Here is a 22,217-nt window from a genome sequence, read left to right as displayed (position 1 = left end):
GTGTGTTCCACATCGCTTCGTTCCCGTGAAGTGATCGACGTTATCGACTCTATGAATGGGAGCTGACATGACTGACCTTCTCGGCGGCGAGACCTGGTCCGGCAAGATCTTCGACGGCAACTGGGTCACCGCTTCGGGCGGCAGCATCAAGGTGACCGAGCCCGCCACCGGCGCCGTACTCGGTGAAATCGGCGCAGCGGACGCATCCGACATCGACCGCGCCGCCCGCCGCGCCGCGGCCGCACAGCCGGACTGGGCCGCCCGCACCGGTCACGCCCGCGCGGACGTATTACGCAAGGCCGCAATGACACTCGACGCGAACCGCGCCGAGGTCGAACGCTGGCTGATCCGCGAGGGCGGCGCCGTCCCGGGCAAGGCCGCTTTCGAGGTCGACCTGGTTCTCTCCGAGCTGTGGGAAGCATCGGCCCTGCCCACCCAGCCGTGGGGTCACCTCCTGCCCACCAGCCAGGAAGGCCGCGTCAGCATCGGACGCCGTGTTCCGTTGGGTGTCGTCGGCGTCATCAGCCCGTGGAACTTCCCGCTGGTCCTGGCGATGCGAGCGGTCGCACCCGCCCTCGCTCTCGGTAACGCGGTCGTCCTCAAGCCCGACGTGCAGACCGCGATCAGCGGCGGCGTCGTGATCGCTCAGCTGTTCGCGGCGGCAGGGCTGCCGGAGGGAGTACTGCACGTACTCGCCGGGGACGCCGAGCCCGGGCAGGCGCTGTCCGAGCACCCTGCCGTCTCCCTGATCTCGTTCACCGGCTCGACCTCCGTCGGACGCCAGGTCGGCGCGACCGCCGGACGGACGCTCAAGCGTGTCTCCCTCGAGCTCGGCGGCAACAACGCCCTGATCGTTCTGGACGATGCCGACCTCGATGCCGCGAGTTCGGCCGGCGCCTGGGGCTCCTTCCTCCACCAGGGTCAGGTCTGCATGACGGCAGGCCGGCACATCGTCCTCGAATCGGTGGCCGATCGGTACCTCGAGAAGCTGACGGCGCGCGCCGCCAACCTCCCGGTCGGGGACCCGAACACCGGACAGGTCGCGCTCGGCCCCCTCATCAACGAACACCAGGTCGCCAACGTCGATCGCATCGTCCGGGCAACCCGCGACGCCGGTGCCGAGATACGCACGGGCGGAACGTTCGACGGACTCTTCTACCGGCCGACCGTTCTCGCGGGCGTCACCCCGGCGATGCCGGCATTCCAGGAAGAGATCTTCGGTCCGGTCGCTCCCGTCGTGGTCGTCAAGGACGAGGCGGAAGCGATCGCCGTCGCGAACGACACCGAGTACGGCCTGGTCGCCGCTATTCAGACGGGTTCGGTCGAACGCGGGGAGCGGCTGGCCGATCAGCTCCGCACGGGCATGGTCCACATCAACGACCAGACCCTGAACAACGACGCGTATGCGCCGTTCGGCGGTACCGGAGCGTCCGGCAACGGCACGCGATTCGGAACGCAGAGCAGCTGGGACGAATTCACCCAATGGCAGTGGCGCACCAGCCGCTCTGTGGCCCAACAGTTCCCGTTCTGACACTCACGCACCCCACTGATCTGCCGGCCGATCGCGACACACCGCAGTCGGCCGGCAGACTGCGTTCACCGAATACATGAATAGCATCTATGCCCCTATTGGAAACATTCATTGGAGCTATTGTCCCAGCAGCGTTAGCGTGGACGCGGAGACACAGTCGGTGTCGCCGATCACACGAGGGAGAACCGATGGCAACGGTGAGTGAAGTGACGTACGAACTGCTGCGGGCCCGGGGGCTCACCACCGTGTTCGGCAACCCGGGATCGAACGAACTCCCCTTTCTCTCCGGAATGCCCGACGACTTCCGCTACGTGCTCGGTCTGCACGAAGGTGCCGTCCTGTCGATGGCGGACGGGTACTCGCTGGTTACCGGTGAGGCGACTCTGGTGAATCTGCACGCAGCTTCCGGCTCCGGCAATGCCATGGGCGCGCTGACCAATTCGGTCTACTCACACAGCCCCCTCGTCGTCACCGCGGGCCAGCAAGTTCGCTCGACGATCGGGCAGGAAGTCATGTTGTCCAACGTCGACGCAGGCACGCTGATGAAGCCGCTGGTCAAGTGGAGCAGCGAGCCCACGTGCGCGGAAGACGTGCCGCGCACAATCAATCAGGCCATCCACACCGCGCTGCTGCCCGCGAAGGGTCCGGTCTACGTGTCGGTTCCCTACGACGACTGGGCCGCGGAGGCTCCCCCGGAATCCGCTGGCCTCCTCGCGCGCGAGGTGCACAGTGCCGCTTCCCTGTCCGGTGATCAGATCAACGACCTGATCGAGACTCTGGAGTCGGCCACGAACCCGGTACTCGTGCTCGGACCGGCGGTCGACGCCGATCGTGCCAACGCCGATGCGGTGCTCCTGGCCGAGAAACTCCGCGCACCCGTGTGGATCGCCCCGTCCCCCTCACGTTGCCCCTTCCCGACGCGCCATCCGAGCTTCCGCGGCGTGCTGCCCGCCGGCGTCGCTGACCTGTCGAAGACCTTGGAGGGGCACGATCTCATCCTCGTCGTCGGCGCACCCGTGTTCCGCTACCACCAGTACGTTCCGGGCAACTACCTCCCGGGCGGCGCGCGGCTGATCCACGTCACCGACGACGGCGGAGAAGCGGCGCGCGCCCCGATCGGTGAGGCGTACGTCGCCCCGGTCGGCAGCACGCTCGAAATCCTCGCGAACATGGTGAAACCCAGCGACCGCTCCCCACTTCCCCCGCTCGGGGACTTCGAGGAGGCTGTCTCGGTCGGTGCCGGCCTCGATCCCGCGCAGTTGTTCGCCCTGGTCCGGGCGGGCGCTCCGGACGACGCGATCTACGTGAACGAGTCGACGTCGACATCCGACGCGTTCTGGTCGCAGATGGATCTCTCGCACCAGGGCAGCTATTACTTCCCCGCGTCCGGAGGTCTGGGTTTCGGGCTTCCCGCCGCTGTCGGGGCGCAACTCGCCTCCCCGGACCGTCAGGTCATCGGCCTGATCGGCGACGGTTCCGCCAACTACGGCATCACCGCTCTGTGGAGCGCCGCGCAGTACAAGATCCCCGTGGTCATCATCATCCTGAACAACGGCACGTACGGTGCGCTGCGCGGCTTCTCGAAGATCCTGAACACCGGCGAGACTCCCGGCCTCGACGTGCCGGGAATCGACTTCGTCCACCTCGCCGAAGGGTACGGCGTGCGCGGCACGGCGGTCGCGACCGCCGAAGACTTCACCACCGCGTTCAAGTCCGCCTTGGCCGCCGACGCGCCGACCCTGATCGAAGTGCGCACGAACTTCGACGAATCGTGAACGACGAACCAGGATTACGCATGAATCTCATCGAGACACTGAAGGAACTCGTTCCCGCCGACATCGTCGTCACCGACCCCGACACGATGGAAGGCTACCGCCGCGACAGCGCCGACCTGGTGGCCGCAGGCAAGCCGATCGCCGTCCTGCGTCCCCGGACCACCGCCCAGGTGTCGAGCATCATGGCGTGGGCCACGCAGACCGACACCGTCGTCGTGCCACGCGGCGCAGGAACCGGGTTGTCCGGCGGAGCAACCGCCCTCGACAACTGCGTGGTGGTGAGCATGGAACGCATGAACTCGATCCGCGAGTTCGACGCGACGAACCACACCGTGGTGGTCGAGGCAGGAGTCGTCAACGCAGACGTGGGCCGGGCGGTCGCGGACGCCGGATTGTTCTACCCACCCGACCCGGGAAGCTTCGAAGTGTCGACGATCGGCGGCAATCTCGCGACCAACGCCGGCGGCATGCGATGCGTGAAGTACGGGGTCACCCGCAACTCCGTTCTCGGACTCGAAGTCGTTCTCGCCGACGGACGCGTACTCCGCACGGGCGGAAAGACGGTCAAGAACGTCGCGGGTCTCGACCTGACCCAGCTCTTCGTCGGCTCCGAAGGTGCCCTCGGAATCATCACCTCGGCGACTCTCCGACTGCGACCCAAGCCTGCCGCCACCGCAACGTTCGTGGCGAGCTTCCCGACACTGGACGCCGGCGGCAGGGCTTTGAACTCCATCTTCGCCGCCGGGGTCACCCCGAGCATGCTCGAGATCATGGACAACGCCACGATCAACGCGGTCGAGAACTATCAGCGAATGGATCTGGACCGGGAGGCGGCACTTCTCGTGATCGGGCAGGCAGACGGAGCCGACGCGCTCGCCCAGGTCGATCGGATGGTTGCGTGCTGCGACGAGGCCGGGGCCGACCTGTCCGTGTCGACGTCGGATCCCGCGGAGTCGGAGATGCTGCTCCAGGCCCGGCGGCTCGCGGGGTGGGCCACGATGGAGCAATTCCCGACCATCATCGAAGACGTCGGTGTTCCGCGAACACGGCTGGCCGAACTCCTGTCCACCATCGCCGACATCTCGGAGGACACCGGGGTCCGCATCGCTACCGTCGGTCACGCCGGTGACGGCAACGTCCACCCGATGCTCCTGCTCCCCGACCTCGGTGTGGACGCCCGCAATCGGGCGATGGTCACCGCCGACCGCATCTGCGCTGCAGCGCTCGCCCTCGACGGAACCGTCACCGGTGAGCACGGCGTGGGAGAACTCAAGCGGGAGTGGCTCACCCGTCAACTCGACGACGTCTCGCTCGATGTGCAGGCGAGCATCAAACGGGCACTCGATCCGAAGATGCTGCTCAATCCCGGCCGTGGGTTCTAGCCGATGACTTTCACGCTCAGCCTATGGATCGGATTCGAGTCACACAGGCGCCGAACGCTTCTGGGTGACTGCCACCGCGCGGCGGCGGCCGTGCGAAGCTCGCACAACGCCTACATCTCGGTGGTGGACCACACAGATCCAGCGGTCGCCGACGGTGAGCTCGCGGGTGTGCCGTTCGCGGTGAAGGACAACATCGACGTAGCCGGCATGCCCACCACCGGCGGGAGCCCGCTGTTCGCACTCGACGTCCCCGAGTGCGACGCCGGGGTGGTCAGCGCGTTGCGTGAGGCCGGAGCGGTGGTCGTCGGCAAGACCAATCTGCACGAACTCGCGTTCGGGATCACGAGCAACAACGCCACCTACGGCCCGGTCCGGAACCCGCTGGATATCGCTCGCGTGGCCGGCGGATCGAGCGGAGGCAGCGCTGCGGCGGTGGCACTGGGAACGGTGCCCTTCAGCCTCGGCACCGACACCGGAGGATCGGTCACCATCCCCTCGGCGTTCTGCGGGATCGTCGGATTCCGTCCCACCACCGGCCGCTACCCGAGCGACGGCGTCGTCAACCTGTCGTCGTCGCGAGACACGATCGGCATTCACGCCCGGACCGTCGAGGACGTGCGCCTCGTCGACCGCGTCATCACCAGAACGAGTCCGGCGATCGACACGCCCGACCGAACCGATCTGGTACTGGGAACCGTCCCGAGCCGATACGACGACATGGAACCCGCGGTCGCCGAGGCGACGCACCTCGCGCTCGACGACCTGCGCGCGAGCGGTGTGAAGATCGTGGAATTGTGCATGCCCGACGATCTGTCCCTGGCCGCGGAGCCTGGTATCGAATTGGTGTTCTACGAGGCTGAACGCCTGCTGGCGGCGCGGGTGAACAATGGTCGCGGACAAACGGGCCCCGTCGATGTCGCGGATCTGATCGACGCGATCGGGTCGCCGGACGTGCGGGCGATCTTCGAGTCCATCGCAGCCACGCGGGTCACCGCATCGGCATACGAGCAGGCCCGCCGCAGACGGTGGCAACTTCGGCGTCTGTACGAGGAGACATTTGCCGCCACCGGAGTGCACGCGCTGATCGCCCCCACCGTTCACGTTCGCCCGCCCCTCATCGGACAGGACGACACCATCGACGTCAACGGGCGACCCCAGCCGGTCTTCCCCACGGTCACCCGCAACTCAGCGCCGGGTTCGGTCGCCGGGGTCCCGATGCTGACCGTCCCCGGCCGGTCGACCGCTGAGGGATTGTCGGTGGGCCTCTGCCTCGAGGGCCGCTTCTTCGAGGACCACCAGCTGCTCACCGTCGGTGCCCTGATCAGCGGCATCCTTCACCGCTGACGCCGACAAGTGGTTTCCGAGCCAGGTCAACACCGCCGGGAACGGTCGTGTCGCGACACACGGCGAGATGGCAGCACTCATCGCCATCGAGGCGCTACTGATCTGGGCATTCGGATCCATCACCGCCCGACTGACGGCGGCGTGATTCACGCGTCTGATCCGAGGCGGTCCGTCGGTCGGTCGAGGTGGGTGGTGGATGCTGAACCGCTTCGCAGGTGATGTCGTCGGATGCTGCTAGGTTCATCGGTCAGAGCCGGTTGTTGCACGGCTGACCCCGAGCCGCCGTGATGCCCGCATCATCATTTTCGGTGGCACCCGAGGGCAAGGTCCGCTGGATCTGCGACAGCCGATCCGTCACTGACCGTGGCGGCGGATGCGGGGCGTCGTCCTCGAGTAGTGAATTGGACCGCGATGACGAAGAATTCCGCGAAGAAGAGGGCCGCCCGCACCTATCAGGCCACTCACCCCGGCGGAGTACGGGTCTGTCCCCGGTGAGGTCGGAAAGTAACGAATGACGAGAGCGTGACGACGGCATCGGTGATCCCTCGCGCGCCGCCGATGGTGTCCGCGGGCGAACGAATGAGGGTTCTGATGGGAGGAAGGATCCGATGCGACGTCGTACCTCGCACGCCCTACCCGGACGCCGGATGTCGATCACCACTGTCCTGGTCGGACTGGGTGCCCTCTTCCTCAGCGCCGCACCGGTCGCGACCGCAGCGCCCGCGGACACCGCCCTTCCGGTGCCAGTCGTCGGGATCACGACTCTGCCCACGGGATTGCCCACCCTCGTCTACACGCAGGTGACGGTGCGCACCGACCCGGAGAGGCGGGGTATCACCGAGTTCGTCGGCTACTGCTCCTGCACCGTGCACTGGCGCAACCTGTCGACCGGAGTGGGGGGAACCGTGGTCCCGGCGGTCAAGCCGACTCCCGTCGTAACCGGCTCGGGAATCCTGGTTGCCGCCATGACGGTCGACGGCCGGTCCGGCGTTGCCGTCACGGCACTGCCCGGCGCGGGCACCTGGAATGTCCCGTGAGATAGCGGCTTACGTAACCAGCCTGCACGGCGATCAGGGGTCACCAGATGGCGAGCTGACCGGATTCCTGCCGGCGTGATGCGGCCGGGGTGGTGTCCCACCGCTTGCGGGACTGGTGGGCGGTCAGGCTGGTGGCTTCGCCGATTTCTGCCCACCCGGCGCCGGCCGCACGGGCGCGAGCAATGTCCTCGGCGAGGTCGAAATGCGCCTGGTGCGCGATCGCGATCCGCACCAGCAACCGTTCCTTCACCGAGTCCGCGGCGGTGTTCCGGTGCGCGTACCAGGCCCTCGAACCTGGCGTGGGAGCGGCCATCACCTGGTCCGCCAGACGTTCGAGCAGCATGTCCGCCTTCTGCGTCAGCAGTTCCGCCGCGTCGGCAATCGCCGCATTCGACACTGCGCTCTCGCCCATACCGACCGGGCGGTCCAGGTGCTCGGCGGAGCCGGCATCGTGGGCGAACACCCGGTGCCGCGCATGTAGCGTGACGTGCGGGCGCTGCGCATCTACGAGGGTGCCTCGCAGATCCACGAGCGCAACCTCGCCCGGGCATTGCCCACCCTGCTGTCCACCACGCAACCCGCTCGAATCGGCTGAACATTCGGCGTCACAGCACGTTCCATCGCCCAAAGTAGAGGGAGAATTCATGGCGACCACCACCGGCACCGGACCGCTCACCGGTGTCCGCATTGTCGAACTCGCCGGCATCGGTCCCGGCCCGCACGCTGCGACGTTGCTCGCCGACCTCGGCGCCGACGTGGTCCGCGTACAGCGCGCCGGCCTGCTCCCGACAGCCGGGCAGCCCCGCGACCAGACCCACCGCGGCCGCCGCGTCGTGGAAGCGAATCTCAAAGACCCCGCCGACATCGAACTCGTCCTCGGCCTCATCGAGCGGGCAGACGTGCTCATCGAAGGCTTCCGCCCCGGCGTCACCGAGCGCCTGGGACTGGGCCCGGACGTCGCACTGGCGCACAACCCGCGCCTGATCTACGGCCGGATGACCGGCTGGGGGCAGGAAGGTCCACTCGCGCAGACGGCCGGCCACGACATCAACTACATCTCGCTGACCGGTGTGCTGCACGCGATCGGCAGGAAGGGCGAGCGCCCGGTGCCGCCGCTGAACATGGTCGGCGACTTCGGCGGCGGCTCGATGTTCCTCGTGTTCGGCATCCTCGCCGCGCTGATCGAGGCGTCACACGTCGGGCAAGGGCCAGGTCGTCGACGCGGCTATGGTGGACGGCACCCTGGCGTTGTCGCACATGATCTGGAGCTTCCGCGGATTGGGCCGGTGGTCGGACGAGCGTGGGGTGAACATGCTCGACACCGGCGCGCCGTACTACGACACCTACGAGACCGCGGACGGCCGATACATGGCCGTCGGTGCGGTCGAACCACAGTTCTACGCACTGCTGGTGGAGGGCCTGGGACTCGACCCGGCCGACTTACCGGCCCAGAACGACCGGAGCGGCTGGCCGCAACTGCAGAAACAGTTCACCGAGGTGTTCCTCACCAAGACCCGCGACGAGTGGGCGGCGATCTTCGACGGCACCGACGCCTGCACCACCCCGGTGCTGACCTTCGCCGAGGCACCGCAGAACCCGCACATCGCAGCCCGCGGATCCCTCGTCGAACTGGACCGGGTCACCCAGCACCGGCCCGCGCCGCGATTCTCCCGCAGCGAGCCCGGGCTACCCGGCCCGCCGGCCACCGAAGCGGTCGACGCCGCCACACCGTGGAGCTGAAGTGACTGCCGGCGCGCAGCTCGACGCGGAACAGGCGACAGCCAGATCGGCACACACCGCTCAACCGTTCTTCGCTCGTGCAGGTTCGGGGTACGAGCCGAGGGCGGCCGCCGTCAGCGGATGGTCGGCGGACATGGTGTCCGGTCCGGCGGTGCTGGGCTTGCTTGCCTACGCCATCGAGGGTGAGTACGAGCAGGATGAGTTCTTCGCCACCCGAGTGACCGCGGATCTCTTTCGTCCGGTGAGGATGTGTCGGATCGATGTTCGCTCACGGATCATCCGGTGGGGAAACCGAATTCGACTTGTCGAAGCCGAACTGATTCAGTCGGGTGAATTGGTGGCCAGGGCCACGGTTGCCTTCTACCGAAGATCGAGGAACGCAGCAGGAGCGCACTGGGTCGACTCCCGCGTCCCGCAGCCTCCCTCGCCGACCGAACATCCCGGTGAGCGGTTGATCGGCACCAGTGGGGTGGATGCCGACTGGGAGCCGTTGCCGCAAGGCGGACCGGCTTGGCGAACCTCGGATCGGAAACGGATCTGGACGACAGGTTGGTCGGTGATCGAAGGAGAGGCGACCACCCCGTTCGTGCGTGCGGCAATGGTCGCCGACTTGACCAACTTGGTGACCAACATGGGCACCGAGGGCATCGGCTACATCAACGGTGACGTCACTCTGGCGCTGACCAGGCTGCCGGCGGGGATCGAACTCGGACTGGAAGCTGACAGTCACCGCGCGTGCGACGGAGTCGCCGTGGGCTCGGCAACCATGTTCGATCGCGACGGCCCTCTGGGGATCTGCACGGTGTCCGCCATCGAGAACGATCGCAGAACCCTGCAGCGACAACCGCATGTTCCGGCGGCGCAACCCCACCCGCACCCGGTTGTTACAGCCCCGGCGGTTTTGTCCGGGTGACGTTTTGGCTCCCCTAGGGTGCCTGGAATACGTGGCGGCACGACCACATTCTTGAAACCGATCACGATCCCGGTCTCGAACGACCGGAGTCACGGGTACGCATCCCGGTCGGGTTTTCGGAATGGAGGAATAGATGTCGCCGAATTGTCATGTCGTCTCTGCGCCTGTAGGTGGGAGAACGGTGGAAGGCCGTGTCGACCGGTCCCGGCTGGAGGAGGACGGGTACGTCGTCGTCCACGACGTACCCGACCGCATCGCCGCGGCGGAAGTGGTTGGCTCCCTTGGTGATCTGGTTCCGCAATACAACGGTCTCCTCACCCACGAGGTGACGTACCGTCCCGGCAACGATCATCGGGCGTACTCGCAGAGCGCGAACACGATTCTGGCGCACACCGAAGCGCCGGGCTGGGATCCGAGCCCGGCGTACCTGGCGCTGTTCTGTCACCGGCAGGCGCGCTGCGGCGGTGGCCACACCGATCTGCTCGACATCCGGCGGCTCGTCGACGCCCTGGAACCGGCCGAGGTTGCCCTCATGACGGACGCCGAACTGACCTTCCCGGGCCCGGACGGGGGTGTGCGCACCACGATGCTGGACGCGGACGACACCGGCCGCACGGCCCTGCGCTTCAGCTACAACCTGCTCACCGCGTCCGACTACGACCCGCATCACGACGCTGACGTCGACGACGTCCGGCTGCCGCTCGGCCGGGCCGGTCGCAGGTTGGCGCATCGCGTCAGCGACCTGTTCCACGAGCTGCGCACCCGCGTGTTGATCCCCGAGAACGCGCTGCTCATCTGGGACAACCAGCGCATGCTGCACGCGCGCTCGGAGTACGCCGACCGCGCCCGTCACCTCACCCGTTTCTGGGCCGGCGACCGGACTCGCGCATGATCATCGACGACCTGCAGTGCTCCGACGCCGACGGGCTGGTGCACCTCCCCGGACTGCCGTCGTTCGACCCCGCCGACGAAGCCGAGAACGCCGTTATCAGCCGCCTCGCCGGCAATTGGCACCGACGGTCGACGGTGAAGCGCGACGAGCCCGACCTCGATGAGTTGTTCGACGCCGGCCGGGCCGATTACCCCGAGGGAATCGTGCCGTTCCGCGACCATCCGACGTGGCAGGCGATGCCCGACGCGATGCGGTCGCGGCTGCTGAGCTGGGCCTGGATCGCGTACAACCGGCACACGGTGATCGCCGAGCAACGCGTCGCCAACCCGGCGTTCGCGCTCGTCATGGACGGGGAGTTCCCGGGTCTCGGCGGCCAGGACATGGATATCGCCCTCGCACAGGCCATGGTCGACGAGCAGTATCACACCCTGATGCACATCAATGCGAGTGCGCTGACCAGACGTAAACGGGGGAACCCGTTCCCCGACAGCGCGTTACCCGAATCGCACACCTCACGGACGCACCGTCGGCTGCGGGCCCATGCCGCCGAACGCTGGCAGCGCAGCCTGACCACGCTGGCCTTCGCCACGGTGTCCGAGATCTCGATCAACGCGTATCTCGATCTGCTCGCCGACGATCACGACATCCAGGTGGTCAATTCCACCACCGCAAAACTGCACAACCGGGACGAGTACTGCCACGCATCCATTTCCGACGAGATGGCGAAGCTGGTGTACGACGTGCTGGACCCCGTCAAACGCCGATTCTTCCTGGACATGCTGGTCGCCGGACTGGACGCGTTCGTCGCCACGGACTACTCGACGTGGGAGGCGATCTTCCGGATCGAGAAGGTCACCGGATGGGAGAAGATGCTCGCCGACGTGCGGGCCGAGAAGTCCGGTGCGCGGCTCGTGCGCGACTACAGCGGGCTGTATTCGCTGATGTCGGACATGAATGTCCTGGGCGATGTCGACTTCGACTGGGGCCTGGCGGTGACGGGCAAATGACCGTGCTCGATCTCGACACCCGCACAGCCCTCGCTCCGCGATCGATCAGCGGCGACCGGCTCCGCAAGCTCGTCGCCGAACGAACCGGCGACCCGATCCTGGGGCACGAGGCACACGTGGTGTCCCAGGTGCTGCCGTTCAAGGTCAGCAGTTACGTCGTCGACGAGCTGATCGACTGGGGCCGTGCGCCCGACGATCCGATCTACCGCCTGACCTTCCCACACCGCGACATGCTCGAGATCGAGCACTTCGACCTGATCGAACGGGCTGTGGCGCAGGGAGATCGGGGCACCGTCCGGCAGGCGGTCGACACGGTCCGGGCCGCGCTGAACCCGCATCCCGGCGACCAGCTGAGCATGAATGTTCCGCAGCACGACGACATCGACGGTTCGGGCATGCAGCACAAGTACGCCGAGACGCTGCTGGTGTTCCCCCGCCAGGGGCAGACCTGCCACAGCTATTGCGGCTACTGCTTCCGCTGGGCCCAGTTCGTGGACACCCCCGACCTGAAGATGGCCATGTCCGGGCCGGAGGCGATGACCCGGTACCTCGACCTGCACCCCGGTATCACCGACGTGCTGTTGACCGGCGGCGATCCGCTGGTCATGCGGACGGAGTTGCTGGCCTCGTATCTGGAGCCGCTGCTCGAACCTGAGCGGGAACACGTCGAGACGATTCGGATCGGCACGAAGGCTGTCTCGTTCTGGCCGTACCGGCTGTTGGCCGGGCCGGAAGCCGACGACCTGTTGCGGTTGCTCGAGCGGTTGACCGCCGCGGGCAAACACGTCGCGATGATGCTGCACCTGTCGCACGTCGCGGAACTGCAGACCGATGCTGCCCGGACAGCGCTGGCCCGGTTGGCGTCGACCGGCGCGGTGCTCCGCGCTCAGGCGCCGGTGGTGCGTCACGTCAACGACGACCCGCGAACGTGGGCCGACCTCTGGCAGGCGCAGGTCCGAAACCGGGTCGTGCCCTACTACATGTTCGTCGAGCGGGACACCGGTGCGCGACCGTATTTCGGTCTGCCGCTGGCGCGAGCGGTCGACATCTACCGCGAAGCGCTGCAACGGGTCTCCGGACTCGGGCGGACCGCGCGGGGTCCGGTGATGTCGGCGTCACCGGGGAAGGTCGTGGTCGACGGCGTCGTCGACCTCGACGGCGGACGTGCGTTTGCGCTGCGGTTCCTGCAGGCACGCCGGCCGGACCTGGTCGGCAAGCCGTTCTTCGCGAAATACGACGAGCACGCGCAGTGGTGGGACGACCTCCGCCCGCACGGCCCGCGCGACCGCGAATTCTTCGGTACCGGAGGGACCGCGTGAAGGTCACCGCGCACGAGATCAGCTTGACGCAACGGCATCTGTGGCGCTCTGCCAGAGAAGCGATTCCGGTGCAGCGGGGCCTGGTGGTCGAGGTGGAGCAGGACGGTCTCGCCGGGTTCGGTGAGGCATCCGCGTTCATGACCGACCGCTACAACTCCGGCCTGGACCGGATGCACGCAGATCTGCGGCGGATTGCGCCGTTACTGATCGACCTGGGTCCCGACGACCCCTTCGCCGTGTGGCGAGCCCTGTCCGCGGAGCTTCCCGATTCGCCGTTCGTCCTGGCCGCCCTCGACACCGCGGTGCACGATCTGCGGGCACGCCTGGTCGGTGTGCCGCTGTGGCAGGCCCTCGGACTGGAACGTCCGCGCGAGTTGCGCTCCAGCTTCAGTATCGGGCTCGACGAGACCGAGGTGATGGTCCGCAAACTCCGTGAGCGGCCCGGATGGTCGGCGTACAAGATCAAGCTCGCCGATCCGGGAGACCTCACCGTCGTCAAGGAGCTTCGCTGCCATACGAACGCACCGTTCTACGTGGACGGCAACTGCGGCTGGGAGCTGTCCCGACTGCTCCCCGTCCTTCCCGGCCTGCAGGAACTCGGCGTGCAGTTGATCGAGCAGCCGTTTCCGCGCTCGGCGTGGCGCGACGCCCGGATCCTGAAAGAGCGCAGCCAGATCCCGGTGATCGCGGACGAGAGCATCGCGTCGCCGCAGGACCTGGACGCCTGCACCGACGCGTTCGACGGCATCAATGTCAAGCCGATGAAGGCCGGAGGAATCACCCCGTCCCTCGCGCTGCTGCGCCGGGCCCGTGAACGGGGTCTGATCACCATGCTCGGCTGCATGCCCGAATCCGCGGCCGGGGTGTCGGCCACGGCCCACCTCGGGGGACTGGCCGACCACCTGGATGTCGATGCAATCGACCTGCTGGCGGTGAACACCGGCAGTGGACTGACACTCGACCGGGCCGGCCGCGTCACCCTCCCGGATCGTCCCGGTTCCGGCTACCTCCCCGATCCGGTCGCCCACGGCTGGCGGGTGCGGCCGGTGCCCGCTGCCGATGTGCGACCGATCCGCCACACCGTGCTCCGACCGGGTCAACCGGCCGAGACCTGCGTCTACCCCGAGGACGCGCACGCCGGCACCCGGCACTTCGCCACCCTAGTCGCGGGGCGCCCGGTCGGCGTGGCCTCGCTGTACCACGAGGATCCCCCCGAAACGCACGCCGTGCCGGGTCTTCTCCCCGGCCGGGGGTGGCGCCTCCGCGGCATGGCCACCCTGGAGGAGGTCCGCGGCACCGGTGCAGGGGCAACACTTCTGCGCACCGTCCTCACGAACGCCGCGCTGGCCGGCGCCGACGCGGTCTGGTGCAACGCCCGCACCACCGCCGCCGGCTTCTACGTCAAGCAGGGCTTCCGGATTCTGGGCCCGGAGTTCGACATCCCGGGCATCGGGCCCCACGTCTTCATGCATTGGAGTGCTTCATGATCCACGAGATACCGAACACCACTTCGCTGATCGACGAGCAGGAGGCCCGCTGGCTCGCCTCCACCGCACTCGTCGAGGCGGGAGTGCCGGAGGACGACGCCGATCTGGTGGCCGCCGCGCTCGTCGACACCTCCCTGCGCGGCATCGACACCCACGGTCTGCGGCTGCTGCCGCAATACCTGGACGAACTTGCGACCGGAGTCGCGAATGCGGCCGCGTGCCCGACCGTGGTCCGGGACCGTGGAGCCGGACTGCTGCTGGACGCGGACGGCGCACTCGGCGTGCTCGCCGGACTCGCCGCCACCCGCCTGGCAGCCGACCGCGCCAAGGCCTTCGGCGTCGCGGCGGTGGGTGTGCGCAACTCCAACCACTTCGGCGCGGCGTCGGTGTACACCCGGCACCTGGCCGGGCAGGGGATGATCGGTATCGCAGTCACGTCCGCCGCCTCCCGGGTCGCTCCGTACGGCGGCGTCGAGCCGCTGTTCGGCACCAACCCGATCAGCGTGGCCGCGGGTACGGGGGACGACGGGCTCGCCCTCGACATGGCCACCAGCCAGGTATGTTTCGGCGAGGTGAAGCACCGCCGGGCGGAGGGGCGACCACTGGGCAGCGGCTGGGCCACCGACCGCGGTGGGCTGCCCACCGCGGAACCCGACGAGGCGTACGCGCTGTCGCCCCTCGGCGGCTACAAGGGACAGGGCCTGGCAATGGCGGTCACTCTGCTGGGGGCCGTGTTGACCGGGTCGCCGCCCGACTGGCAGCTCGAGCAGGTCGGTGAGGGAACGCCCGGCCGAAGCCGAGGGGTCGGCCATTTCGTCCTCGCCCTCGATCCCGGAGCGTTCAGCGGGCATGCGCACTTCGCGGCAGGGTTGGCAGACCTGCTCGACACCGTCCGCGGATCGACGCCCGCCACCGGGACACCGGTGGTGGCCCCGGGCGATCCGCAACGCGCCCACGAGCGCGAACGGCGGGTGCGGGGAATACCGCTCGACCCCCGGACGGCGGAGATTTTCGCCACGCTGGAAACAACTTTCGACGGATTGGCCGTGACAAGAAAGGAGGCTTCTCGATGATTCTCGCACTGATCAGCCCGCGCGCCGCCGGGCTGCCCTTCGCCCAGTGGCTGCCGGAGATGCGCGGACGGCTGGTGGCGGTCTGTGCCGCCGGAACGGATCCGGGTGAGGGATTCGCCGAGATCGTCACGGTCAGCGACTATCACGACGACGACGCCGTGCTGGCCGCCGCTCGGGAACTCGCCCGACGGCACCGGCCGACCGCGGTCTTCGCCCTGGCCGAGGTGGACGTGGAGCGGGCCGCCGGACTGCGCGGCGAACTCGGCCTCCCCGGCCTGGACACCGCCACGGCAGGCGCCTACCGCGACAAGATCCTGATGAAGGAATTGGCGCAGGCCGCAGGGCTTCTCGTCCCGGCCTTCGCGCCCGTGCTCCACCCGGCGGACATCGTCGACTTCATGGCCGACAACCCGGGCCGCGTCGTCGTCAAACCGCGCAGCGGTTCCGGCTCCACCGGCGTGTACGTGCTCGATTCGCCCGCGGAGGCAACCGGACTCGCCGACATCGTCACGGCCACACCGTACGAAGTCGAGGAATTCGTCGACGGCGCGGTGCACCACGTGGACGCGTTCCGCGTAGCCGGAGACCCGGTGGCCGCCATCGCATCCCGCTACACCGGCCAGGGGTGCCTCGAGCACTGGACCAACGCCCCGTTCGGCTCCCGGTCGGTCGACACCACCGACCCGGTCTGCGCGCGCCTGGTGGACGAGACCTGGCAGCTCGTCGATGCACTCGTCTCGCCGCCCACCGTCTGCGTGCACGCCGAGTTCTTCGTCACCGCCGGCGGCGACATCGTGCTCTGCGAAGTGGCCGCGCGAATCGGCGGCGGGCCCATCCCGACGATGCTCCGCCACGTCCTGGGCATCGACCCCCGGCATCTCTGGGCGCGGGTGGAATGCGGGCTGCCGATCGACCTGGACGCGGTCCGGGACCGGGTTGCGGCCGCCCCGCACGCAGCGTTCTACGGCGTGCCGCCGCGCCGGGGCCGGGTGCTGCGACTGCCGGACGCACCGCCGGGCGTGCACGACTTCACACTGAACACCCACATCGGGGACGACTGGACCCATGCCCGGTACAACGAGCGCAAGTCGGCGGACTTCCTGGCCTACTGGGTGGTGACCGACTCCGATTTCACGGCGCTGGGAAACCGGCTGATCGCGACCGCCGAACAGGTCAGCGCCGGATTCGATTGGGACCGCGCCGAAAGCGAGGACGCAGCATGACCTCCACCCACACCGACATCGACGGGTTCACCGGCCACGTCCTGCCCCGCGGCGCCCGCCCGACCGCCGCCGACTTCGCGGGCATCGCGGACCCGGACATCATTTGGGAGGATGCGCGGTGGTGGCGGTTCACCGAACGCACCGACCTGCACGAGGTGCGTTACCTCGAGGTGCGTGCGGACGGCCGGACCGTCGCGGTCGCGCCGCTGCTGATCACGGCGCGGCCAGGGGGCCTGCTCTTCTACGACGCGCCCCGGCTGGCGGGAACCGCAGGGCCGATGGCCGAACCGGAGTTGCTCGATCACCCCGATCGGCTGCGCTGGGCCGAGCTGGCCGCGGCGCTGTCCGGTGCCCGCGAGGATCAGTACCCGTCGGTGGCGCTCGCCACGTTCGGAAACCACCACGGTGTCGCGCACGCGCCCGGCCGTTCGCACGATCAGCGCCGCGCGGTCATGGCGGCCCTGCCCGGCCTGCTCGACCAGGCCGGTGACGAACTCGGCTGCCGCAGTGTGGCATTGCTGTACGTCGGAGCGCCGGACGCCGACGATGTGGACGGGTCCGCCACCCGCGCCGGGTACACGGCGGCGTTGCTGGGCGCCGAGGGTGTGCAGGACCTGAGCGGCCACAGCTGGCCGGAGTACGTCGCGAGCCTCAGCAAACGCCGTCGCGCCCGGCTCCGCAAGGAGGTCGCGGACTACACCGCCGCCGGCCTGCGCACGGTGGTCCGCTGGGGTCCCGAGGCGATCGACGAGGACGTCGTCGCCCTCCAGGTCGCGCACCGGGCCAAGTACGGACTGCCCGGCGGCGAGGACCGCGTACGACGCGATTTCGACGCCGTCCGTGCGGAATTGGGCGACTCCTGTGTGGTGCTCGGCGCCGAAGTCGACGGTCGCCTCGTGGGTTTCGTGCTCTACCTCCGCACCCCCGACGCGTTGTTCGCCAGGACCGCGGGCTTCACCCCGGGGATTCGTGGCTGCTACCTGACACTGACCTACCACGAGACCGCGCGGTGGGCGGTGGAGCACGGCATCCGTCGCGTCCACTACGGCCTCGCCGCCTACGAGGCCAAGATCGCCCGTGGCTGCAGCCTGCGACCCCGCTGGGGCTGGTTCGCCTTCCGCGGTGAAGGCGCCGACAAGTATCGAGAGGCTCTGACACTGCAGTCGCGCAGCATCGAACGGCGGCTGGACCTGGTCGGCGCACCGGCAGTCCCTGTCCCGTCCCGGCGGCCCGCCGCCACCGAACCGAAAGCAGAACAATGGAACTGATCCCGACCAGCACCGTCTGGATGGACGGTGAATTCGTTGCCTGGGACCAGGCCCAGGTCCATGTGCTGACACCGAGTCTGCACTACGGATGGGGTGTTTACGAGGGCATCCGGGCCTACGCGACCGACCGCGGTCCGGCCGTGTTCCGGCTGCGCGACCACCTGCGACGGCTGCACGACTCGGCACGGGTGTACCTGATGGACCCCGGGTGGTCGGTGGACGAGCTCACCGAGATCTCGCTCGAACTGCTGCGCCGGACGGGCCTGGACTCCGGCTACCTGCGACCGATCGTCTACCTCGGCTACGGCTCGATGGGTGTCGCGCCCGCGCTGGACACTGCCCGGGTGGCCATCGCGGCGTGGCCGTGGGGTTCGTACCTCGGCGAAACCGCGGACCAGGAAGGCTGCCGACTCGTCGTCAGCAGCTGGCAACGCAACGGTGTCCACTCGGTCCCGCCGCTCGCCAAAGCGACGGGAGCCTATGTCAATTCGGCTCTGGCCAAGGTCGGGGCGCTGCGCGCCGGTTACGACGACGCGCTGATGCTCACCTCTACCGGGCACGTGGCCGAAGCGTCCGCCGCGAACATCTTCGCCGTCCGCGACGGTGAGCTGGTCACCCCGCCGGTCGGCGACAACATCCTGCCCGGTCTCACCCGTGACACCGTGATCACGCTCGCCCGCGACCTGGGGATCACGGTGAGGGAACAGAGCGTGACCCGCAGCGAGCTCTACGTCGCCGACGAGGCGTTTCTCACCGGCACGGCCGCCGAGGTGGTCCCGGTGGCGTCGGTCGACGACCGACCGGTGGCGGCAGGCGGGTGCGGCCCGATCACCAAGCAACTGCGCGACGTCTTCCACGACGTGGTCCGCGGGCGTGAGCCCACCTACCGGCACTGGCTGGAGTTCGCATGAGCACGCGTCTGCTGTCTTCGGCCGTACCCGATCGGGTCGCGGCGATCTGGGATGCCGAGGGACTCGGCATTTTGGAAGGTGCCGTCACCGGATTCGCCAGCGCCGCATACCTGCTCGACGGCAGCGCATGGGCGAATGCGCGTCGCGAGGAGATCGCCGACCGGGTGGTCGACGTGATGGCCGTCCGGGCGTGGAAGGCGCTCCCGGAGCAGTCGCACGGCCGCGCCCGGAGAGTGGCCCGGCGCTGCATCGCCTACTCGCTTGCCGCGGACACCGCCCGCGCCGACGGGAGCGGCACCGCCCGGGCCGACTGCTGGGCCCTGACCACCCATGCGTTGGAACTGCTGACGATTCGCGAACACTTCGACGCGGCCGCCCACCGGTCCAGGGAGCTTCTCGGACCGGCTCCCCAGGGCAGGTTGCTCGCGGCCTGGCAGATGGTGCACGATGCGCTCGGTGCCCTGGACAGAACTCGCCACGAATGGGTGGGGGCAGACCCCGCGACCGTCGCCGCCGCCGGGTGGGTGCTGGTCGACCGGATGAGCCGGCTCCTCATCGCGGCGGCGCTGGTCGCGCAGTCCGAGGCAGCCGAGTCGGCTCAGGACGCCGAACTACTCGTCAACGCGGCCCGGCGGTACGCCTGGAACCACCTGCGGCGTCCGGCGCCCGAGGCGGCGACACCCACCCACGTGCAGCGGTCGGCCGACCTGGTGCACGCCTTCCTGACGCCGGGGAGCGTCCCGTGAACGCCCGCGTGCGGCGGCTGGGCGATGCGCTGCTCCCCGACAGCCCGGCCGGTCGCACGCTCGCCGTCGGCGCCGGCATCGACTCGCTGGGCACCGGGATGTTCTTCGCGTCCTTCGCCCTGTACTTCATCGGCGTCGTCGGTCTCACCGCGAACCAGATCGCCCTGGCCACCACGACAGCGGGTGCGCTCGCGCTGCTCGCCCCGGTGCCCCTCGGCAGGCTGGCCGACCGGGTTGGGCCGGGCCGGTTCTACGTGGCCCTCCTGCTGGTACGCGGCATCGGATACGGATGCTTCGCGCTCGTATCCGACTTCACCGGCTACCTCGTGCTCACCGTGCTGCTCACCGCGGCCGACCGGGCGAGCAGCCCGATCCAGCAGGCCGTCGTGACGGCGGTGATCGGCGGCCGCGACCGGACCCGGACGATGGCCACCATCCGCGCCATCCGGAACGTGGGTCTCACCGCGGGGTTCCTGCTGGCGGGCGTCGTCTTCGTGACCGGCACGTCCGCCGCGTTCACGGCGCTGTTCCTCGGCAACGGAATCTCGTTCGTGGTCATCGCGTTCGCCGTGCGGCTCGTACTCCGGAGGACGGGAACGGTGGTGCAACGCACGCCTCTCCCCGCTGATCCCGGGCCGGGCGGAACGGCGGTGCGCTCGCCGTTCCACGACTGGTGGTTCATGGTCTTCACGGTCGGCAACGGTGTGCTGTCGCTGTACGACACCGTGCTGATCGTCCTACTCCCGATCTGGGTCATCGGGTACACGTCGGTGCCGCTCGCGTGGGTGCCGGTGCTCATGGCGGTCAACACCGTGCTGACCGTGGTCCTGCAGGTCTACGTCGCCCGGTTCGCCGACGGCATGTCCGCAGCGACCCGACTCCTGACGTGGACCGGGGCGCTGATGGCCTTCTGTTGCGGTGCACTCACCGTCGGCCAGACGGCCGACACCGGTCCGGCGATCGCCGCCGTCGTCGTTGCGGTGGTGGCACTGTCGATCGCCGAGAACATCCACTCCGTGGCCGCCTGGGAACTGTCGGCCGAGTTGTCCCCGCAGCCGGCCGTGGCCCGCTATCTCGGCGCGTTCAGCCTCGGCATGACGGGCCAGAAGGTGCTCGGCCCCACCGTTCTGGTCGTCGTCCTGTTGCCGGCCGGTCTCCTGGCGTGGCCCGTCCTGGCCGGGACGTTCGGGGCCGCGGCTCTGGTCTCCCGGACGGCGGCGCGTCGCAGTCTCGCGGAACGCGCACGGACGAAGGAACTCCCGGCCGGCGACCATCCTGCACTGTCTCCCTTCTCGCTACTCGAGGTGAAGAAATGACTGAACACGTCCTCGTCGTCGGCAGCGGCCGCGACCTCCCGGGCAGGGTCCGTGACGCCCTCCCCGGCACACAGACCTCGGTGATCTGCCGACTGGAATTCGTCGCCAAGCTTCGCCGTCTGACCGAGCACTCGCGGGTGATCGCCGTGCGGCACGATGCGCCGGACGAGGAATGGATCGCCCTGGCCTCGGCCGCACATGCGGAGCATCCGTTCACCCGGATCGCCACGTTCGGTGAACGCGACCAGGATCGCTGCGCCGCGATCGGGGAGGCCCTCGGCCTGTCCACCCACTCACGCCGCACCGTGACGTCGGTCCACGACAAGAACGCCATGCGCGCCGCGCTCCGCGAATCCGGCGTCGACGCCACCGCCTCCGCTGTCGTCGCCGACGTGGAGGCGTTGCGCACCTTCGCGTTCGAGCACGGGTTCCCGTGCGTCGTCAAACCGGTGCGCGGCGCGGGCAGTGCCGGAGTGGCCGTGGTTCGGGAGGAGGGCGCACTGGCTGCGGCGTACGCGCGCGCAGGGGGCGACTTCGACGGCCTGACCACCAGCGGGGTGCTCGTGGAGCAGTTCCACGAGGGCCCGCAATTCAGTGTGGAGGCCTTCTCGGAGTGCGGCGAACACCAGATCGTCGCCGTCACCCGCAAGTTCTCCGACCCGGCGACCTTCGTCGAACTCGGGCACGTGGCACCGGCAGCCCTCTCCACGACACAGGAAGAACGGATCCATACGTACGTGACGAGTGTGCTCGACGCAGTCGGCGTGGAGTTCGGTGCAACCCACACCGAGATCGTGCTCACCCCAACCGGTCCCCGGGTGATCGAAACCCACGTGCGGATGGGCGGCGACGAGATACCGGGCCTCGCCGTCGACGCCACCGGCGTGGACCTCGCCGACTGCGTCGTGCGGCAGACCATCGGGGAGAAGGTCCTTCCCGGGATCCGGGCCGTCCTCGCGGTGGAGCGGCCCGCGCACTGTTCCGCGATCTGGTTCGCCGCCGCACCCGTCGCGGGTGTTCTCACCGACGTCAGCGGCATCGACGACGCCCGGAACGTCGACGGCGTGACCGACGCGCAACTCCTGGTCCGCCCGGGCGGGGCGGTCAGCGTCCTGGAGTCGTCCGATTCGCGTGTCGCATACGCACGCGCGGTCGGGGACACCGCCGAGCAGGCGCTCGACGCCGCCCGGGAGGCCATGTCACGCCTCGAATTTCAGGTGCGCGTGGCCCCCGCGAACACGGTGACGGTGTGA

18 protein-coding genes and 1 pseudogene are annotated in these 22,217 nt (G+C 68.7%); 18 read left to right on the top strand and 1 reads right to left on the bottom strand.

Going from position 1 to position 22,217, the window contains the following annotated elements; translation table 11 throughout:
• The first annotated feature begins 67 nt into the window (after positions 1–67).
• From RHA1_RS14525 to RHA1_RS14505, 5 genes are all read left to right on the top strand, one after another.
• Positions 68–1,531, top strand: a complete 1,464-nt coding sequence (locus tag RHA1_RS14525; protein WP_011595659.1) for a benzaldehyde dehydrogenase — start codon at positions 68–70, stop codon at positions 1,529–1,531.
• A gap of 188 nt (positions 1,532–1,719) precedes the next feature.
• Positions 1,720–3,306, top strand: coding sequence for a benzoylformate decarboxylase (gene mdlC, locus RHA1_RS14520; RefSeq protein ID WP_011595658.1), 1,587 nt, complete (start codon positions 1,720–1,722; stop codon positions 3,304–3,306).
• Positions 3,307–3,326: 20 nt separating this feature from the next.
• Positions 3,327–4,688, top strand: coding sequence for an FAD-binding oxidoreductase (locus RHA1_RS14515; RefSeq protein WP_011595657.1), 1,362 nt, complete (start codon positions 3,327–3,329; stop codon positions 4,686–4,688).
• Between the two features lie 90 nt (positions 4,689–4,778).
• A complete protein-coding gene (locus RHA1_RS14510) occupies positions 4,779–6,032 on the top strand; it encodes an amidase family protein (RefSeq protein WP_237726890.1) in 1,254 nt (417 codons plus the stop codon).
• A gap of 608 nt (positions 6,033–6,640) precedes the next feature.
• Positions 6,641–7,069, top strand: coding sequence for a hypothetical protein (locus RHA1_RS14505; protein ID WP_011595655.1), 429 nt, complete (start codon positions 6,641–6,643; stop codon positions 7,067–7,069).
• Positions 7,070–7,109: 40 nt separating this feature from the next.
• Here the strand turns inward: RHA1_RS14505 and RHA1_RS14500 are convergent, their stop codons facing one another.
• Positions 7,110–7,598 carry a hypothetical protein gene (locus tag RHA1_RS14500; protein ID WP_237726889.1) on the bottom strand — a complete coding sequence of 163 codons (489 nt, stop codon included), beginning with the start codon at positions 7,596–7,598 and terminating at the stop codon, positions 7,110–7,112.
• 115 nt (positions 7,599–7,713) lie between these two features.
• Between RHA1_RS14500 and RHA1_RS14495 the strand changes: the two are divergent.
• From RHA1_RS14495 to RHA1_RS14435, 13 genes and pseudogenes are all read left to right on the top strand, one after another.
• Positions 7,714–8,809 (top strand): annotated as a pseudogene (locus RHA1_RS14495) (CaiB/BaiF CoA transferase family protein).
• A gap of 1 nt (position 8,810) precedes the next feature.
• Complete coding sequence (locus RHA1_RS14490) at positions 8,811–9,722, top strand: acyl-CoA thioesterase domain-containing protein (protein WP_011595653.1); 912 nt, start codon at positions 8,811–8,813, stop codon at positions 9,720–9,722.
• A gap of 133 nt (positions 9,723–9,855) precedes the next feature.
• Positions 9,856–10,614, top strand: a complete 759-nt coding sequence (locus RHA1_RS14485; protein ID WP_011595652.1) for a TauD/TfdA family dioxygenase — start codon at positions 9,856–9,858, stop codon at positions 10,612–10,614.
• Positions 10,611–11,621: an AurF N-oxygenase family protein gene (locus RHA1_RS14480; RefSeq protein ID WP_011595651.1), complete on the top strand. Its 1,011-nt coding sequence runs from the start codon at positions 10,611–10,613 to the stop codon at positions 11,619–11,621. Before RHA1_RS14485 ends, RHA1_RS14480 begins: the two co-directional genes overlap by 4 nt.
• On the top strand, positions 11,618–12,940 hold the full coding sequence (locus RHA1_RS14475; RefSeq protein ID WP_011595650.1) for a KamA family radical SAM protein: 1,323 nt from the start codon (positions 11,618–11,620) through the stop codon (positions 12,938–12,940). The genes RHA1_RS14480 and RHA1_RS14475 overlap by 4 nt, the downstream gene beginning before the upstream one ends.
• Complete coding sequence (locus RHA1_RS14470) at positions 12,937–14,427, top strand: GNAT family N-acetyltransferase (RefSeq protein ID WP_011595649.1); 1,491 nt, start codon at positions 12,937–12,939, stop codon at positions 14,425–14,427. Before RHA1_RS14475 ends, RHA1_RS14470 begins: the two co-directional genes overlap by 4 nt.
• Entirely contained in the window at positions 14,424–15,500 is a 1,077-nt protein-coding gene (locus tag RHA1_RS14465; RefSeq protein ID WP_011595648.1) for an Ldh family oxidoreductase, read from the top strand. The genes RHA1_RS14470 and RHA1_RS14465 overlap by 4 nt, the downstream gene beginning before the upstream one ends.
• Positions 15,497–16,723, top strand: a complete 1,227-nt coding sequence (locus RHA1_RS14460; RefSeq protein WP_011595647.1) for an ATP-grasp domain-containing protein — start codon at positions 15,497–15,499, stop codon at positions 16,721–16,723. Before RHA1_RS14465 ends, RHA1_RS14460 begins: the two co-directional genes overlap by 4 nt.
• Entirely contained in the window at positions 16,720–17,991 is a 1,272-nt protein-coding gene (locus tag RHA1_RS14455) for a GNAT family N-acetyltransferase (protein ID WP_011595646.1), read from the top strand. The genes RHA1_RS14460 and RHA1_RS14455 overlap by 4 nt, the downstream gene beginning before the upstream one ends.
• Complete coding sequence (locus RHA1_RS14450) at positions 17,982–18,902, top strand: branched-chain amino acid transaminase (protein ID WP_009475751.1); 921 nt, start codon at positions 17,982–17,984, stop codon at positions 18,900–18,902. The genes RHA1_RS14455 and RHA1_RS14450 overlap by 10 nt, the downstream gene beginning before the upstream one ends.
• A complete protein-coding gene (locus tag RHA1_RS14445) occupies positions 18,899–19,648 on the top strand; it encodes a hypothetical protein (protein WP_011595645.1) in 750 nt (249 codons plus the stop codon). The genes RHA1_RS14450 and RHA1_RS14445 overlap by 4 nt, the downstream gene beginning before the upstream one ends.
• Complete coding sequence (locus tag RHA1_RS14440) at positions 19,645–20,964, top strand: MFS transporter (RefSeq protein WP_011595644.1); 1,320 nt, start codon at positions 19,645–19,647, stop codon at positions 20,962–20,964. Before RHA1_RS14445 ends, RHA1_RS14440 begins: the two co-directional genes overlap by 4 nt.
• On the top strand, positions 20,961–22,217 hold the full coding sequence (locus RHA1_RS14435; protein WP_011595643.1) for an ATP-grasp domain-containing protein: 1,257 nt from the start codon (positions 20,961–20,963) through the stop codon (positions 22,215–22,217). The genes RHA1_RS14440 and RHA1_RS14435 overlap by 4 nt, the downstream gene beginning before the upstream one ends.

The organism is Rhodococcus jostii RHA1 (assembly GCF_000014565.1).
Classification (GTDB): Bacteria; Actinomycetota; Actinomycetes; order Mycobacteriales; family Mycobacteriaceae; genus Rhodococcus_F; species Rhodococcus_F jostii_A.
This window is presented reverse-complemented; position numbering and strand designations above follow the sequence as displayed.

Excerpts from the sequence above, each read along its gene's own strand:
- RHA1_RS14525 (WP_011595659.1), top strand. The coding sequence starts at position 68 with ATGACTGACCTTCTCGGCGGCGAGACCTGGTCCGGCAAGATCTTCGAC.
- mdlC (WP_011595658.1), top strand. The coding sequence starts at position 1,720 with ATGGCAACGGTGAGTGAAGTGACGTACGAACTGCTGCGGGCCCGGGGG.
- RHA1_RS14515 (WP_011595657.1), top strand. The coding sequence starts at position 3,327 with ATGAATCTCATCGAGACACTGAAGGAACTCGTTCCCGCCGACATCGTC.
- RHA1_RS14505 (WP_011595655.1), top strand. The coding sequence starts at position 6,641 with ATGCGACGTCGTACCTCGCACGCCCTACCCGGACGCCGGATGTCGATC.
- RHA1_RS14485 (WP_011595652.1), top strand. The coding sequence starts at position 9,856 with ATGTCGCCGAATTGTCATGTCGTCTCTGCGCCTGTAGGTGGGAGAACG.
- RHA1_RS14480 (WP_011595651.1), top strand. The coding sequence starts at position 10,611 with ATGATCATCGACGACCTGCAGTGCTCCGACGCCGACGGGCTGGTGCAC.
- RHA1_RS14475 (WP_011595650.1), top strand. The coding sequence starts at position 11,618 with ATGACCGTGCTCGATCTCGACACCCGCACAGCCCTCGCTCCGCGATCG.
- RHA1_RS14465 (WP_011595648.1), top strand. The coding sequence starts at position 14,424 with ATGATCCACGAGATACCGAACACCACTTCGCTGATCGACGAGCAGGAG.
- RHA1_RS14460 (WP_011595647.1), top strand. The coding sequence starts at position 15,497 with ATGATTCTCGCACTGATCAGCCCGCGCGCCGCCGGGCTGCCCTTCGCC.
- RHA1_RS14455 (WP_011595646.1), top strand. The coding sequence starts at position 16,720 with ATGACCTCCACCCACACCGACATCGACGGGTTCACCGGCCACGTCCTG.
- RHA1_RS14450 (WP_009475751.1), top strand. The coding sequence starts at position 17,982 with ATGGAACTGATCCCGACCAGCACCGTCTGGATGGACGGTGAATTCGTT.
- RHA1_RS14445 (WP_011595645.1), top strand. The coding sequence starts at position 18,899 with ATGAGCACGCGTCTGCTGTCTTCGGCCGTACCCGATCGGGTCGCGGCG.
- RHA1_RS14435 (WP_011595643.1), top strand. The coding sequence starts at position 20,961 with ATGACTGAACACGTCCTCGTCGTCGGCAGCGGCCGCGACCTCCCGGGC.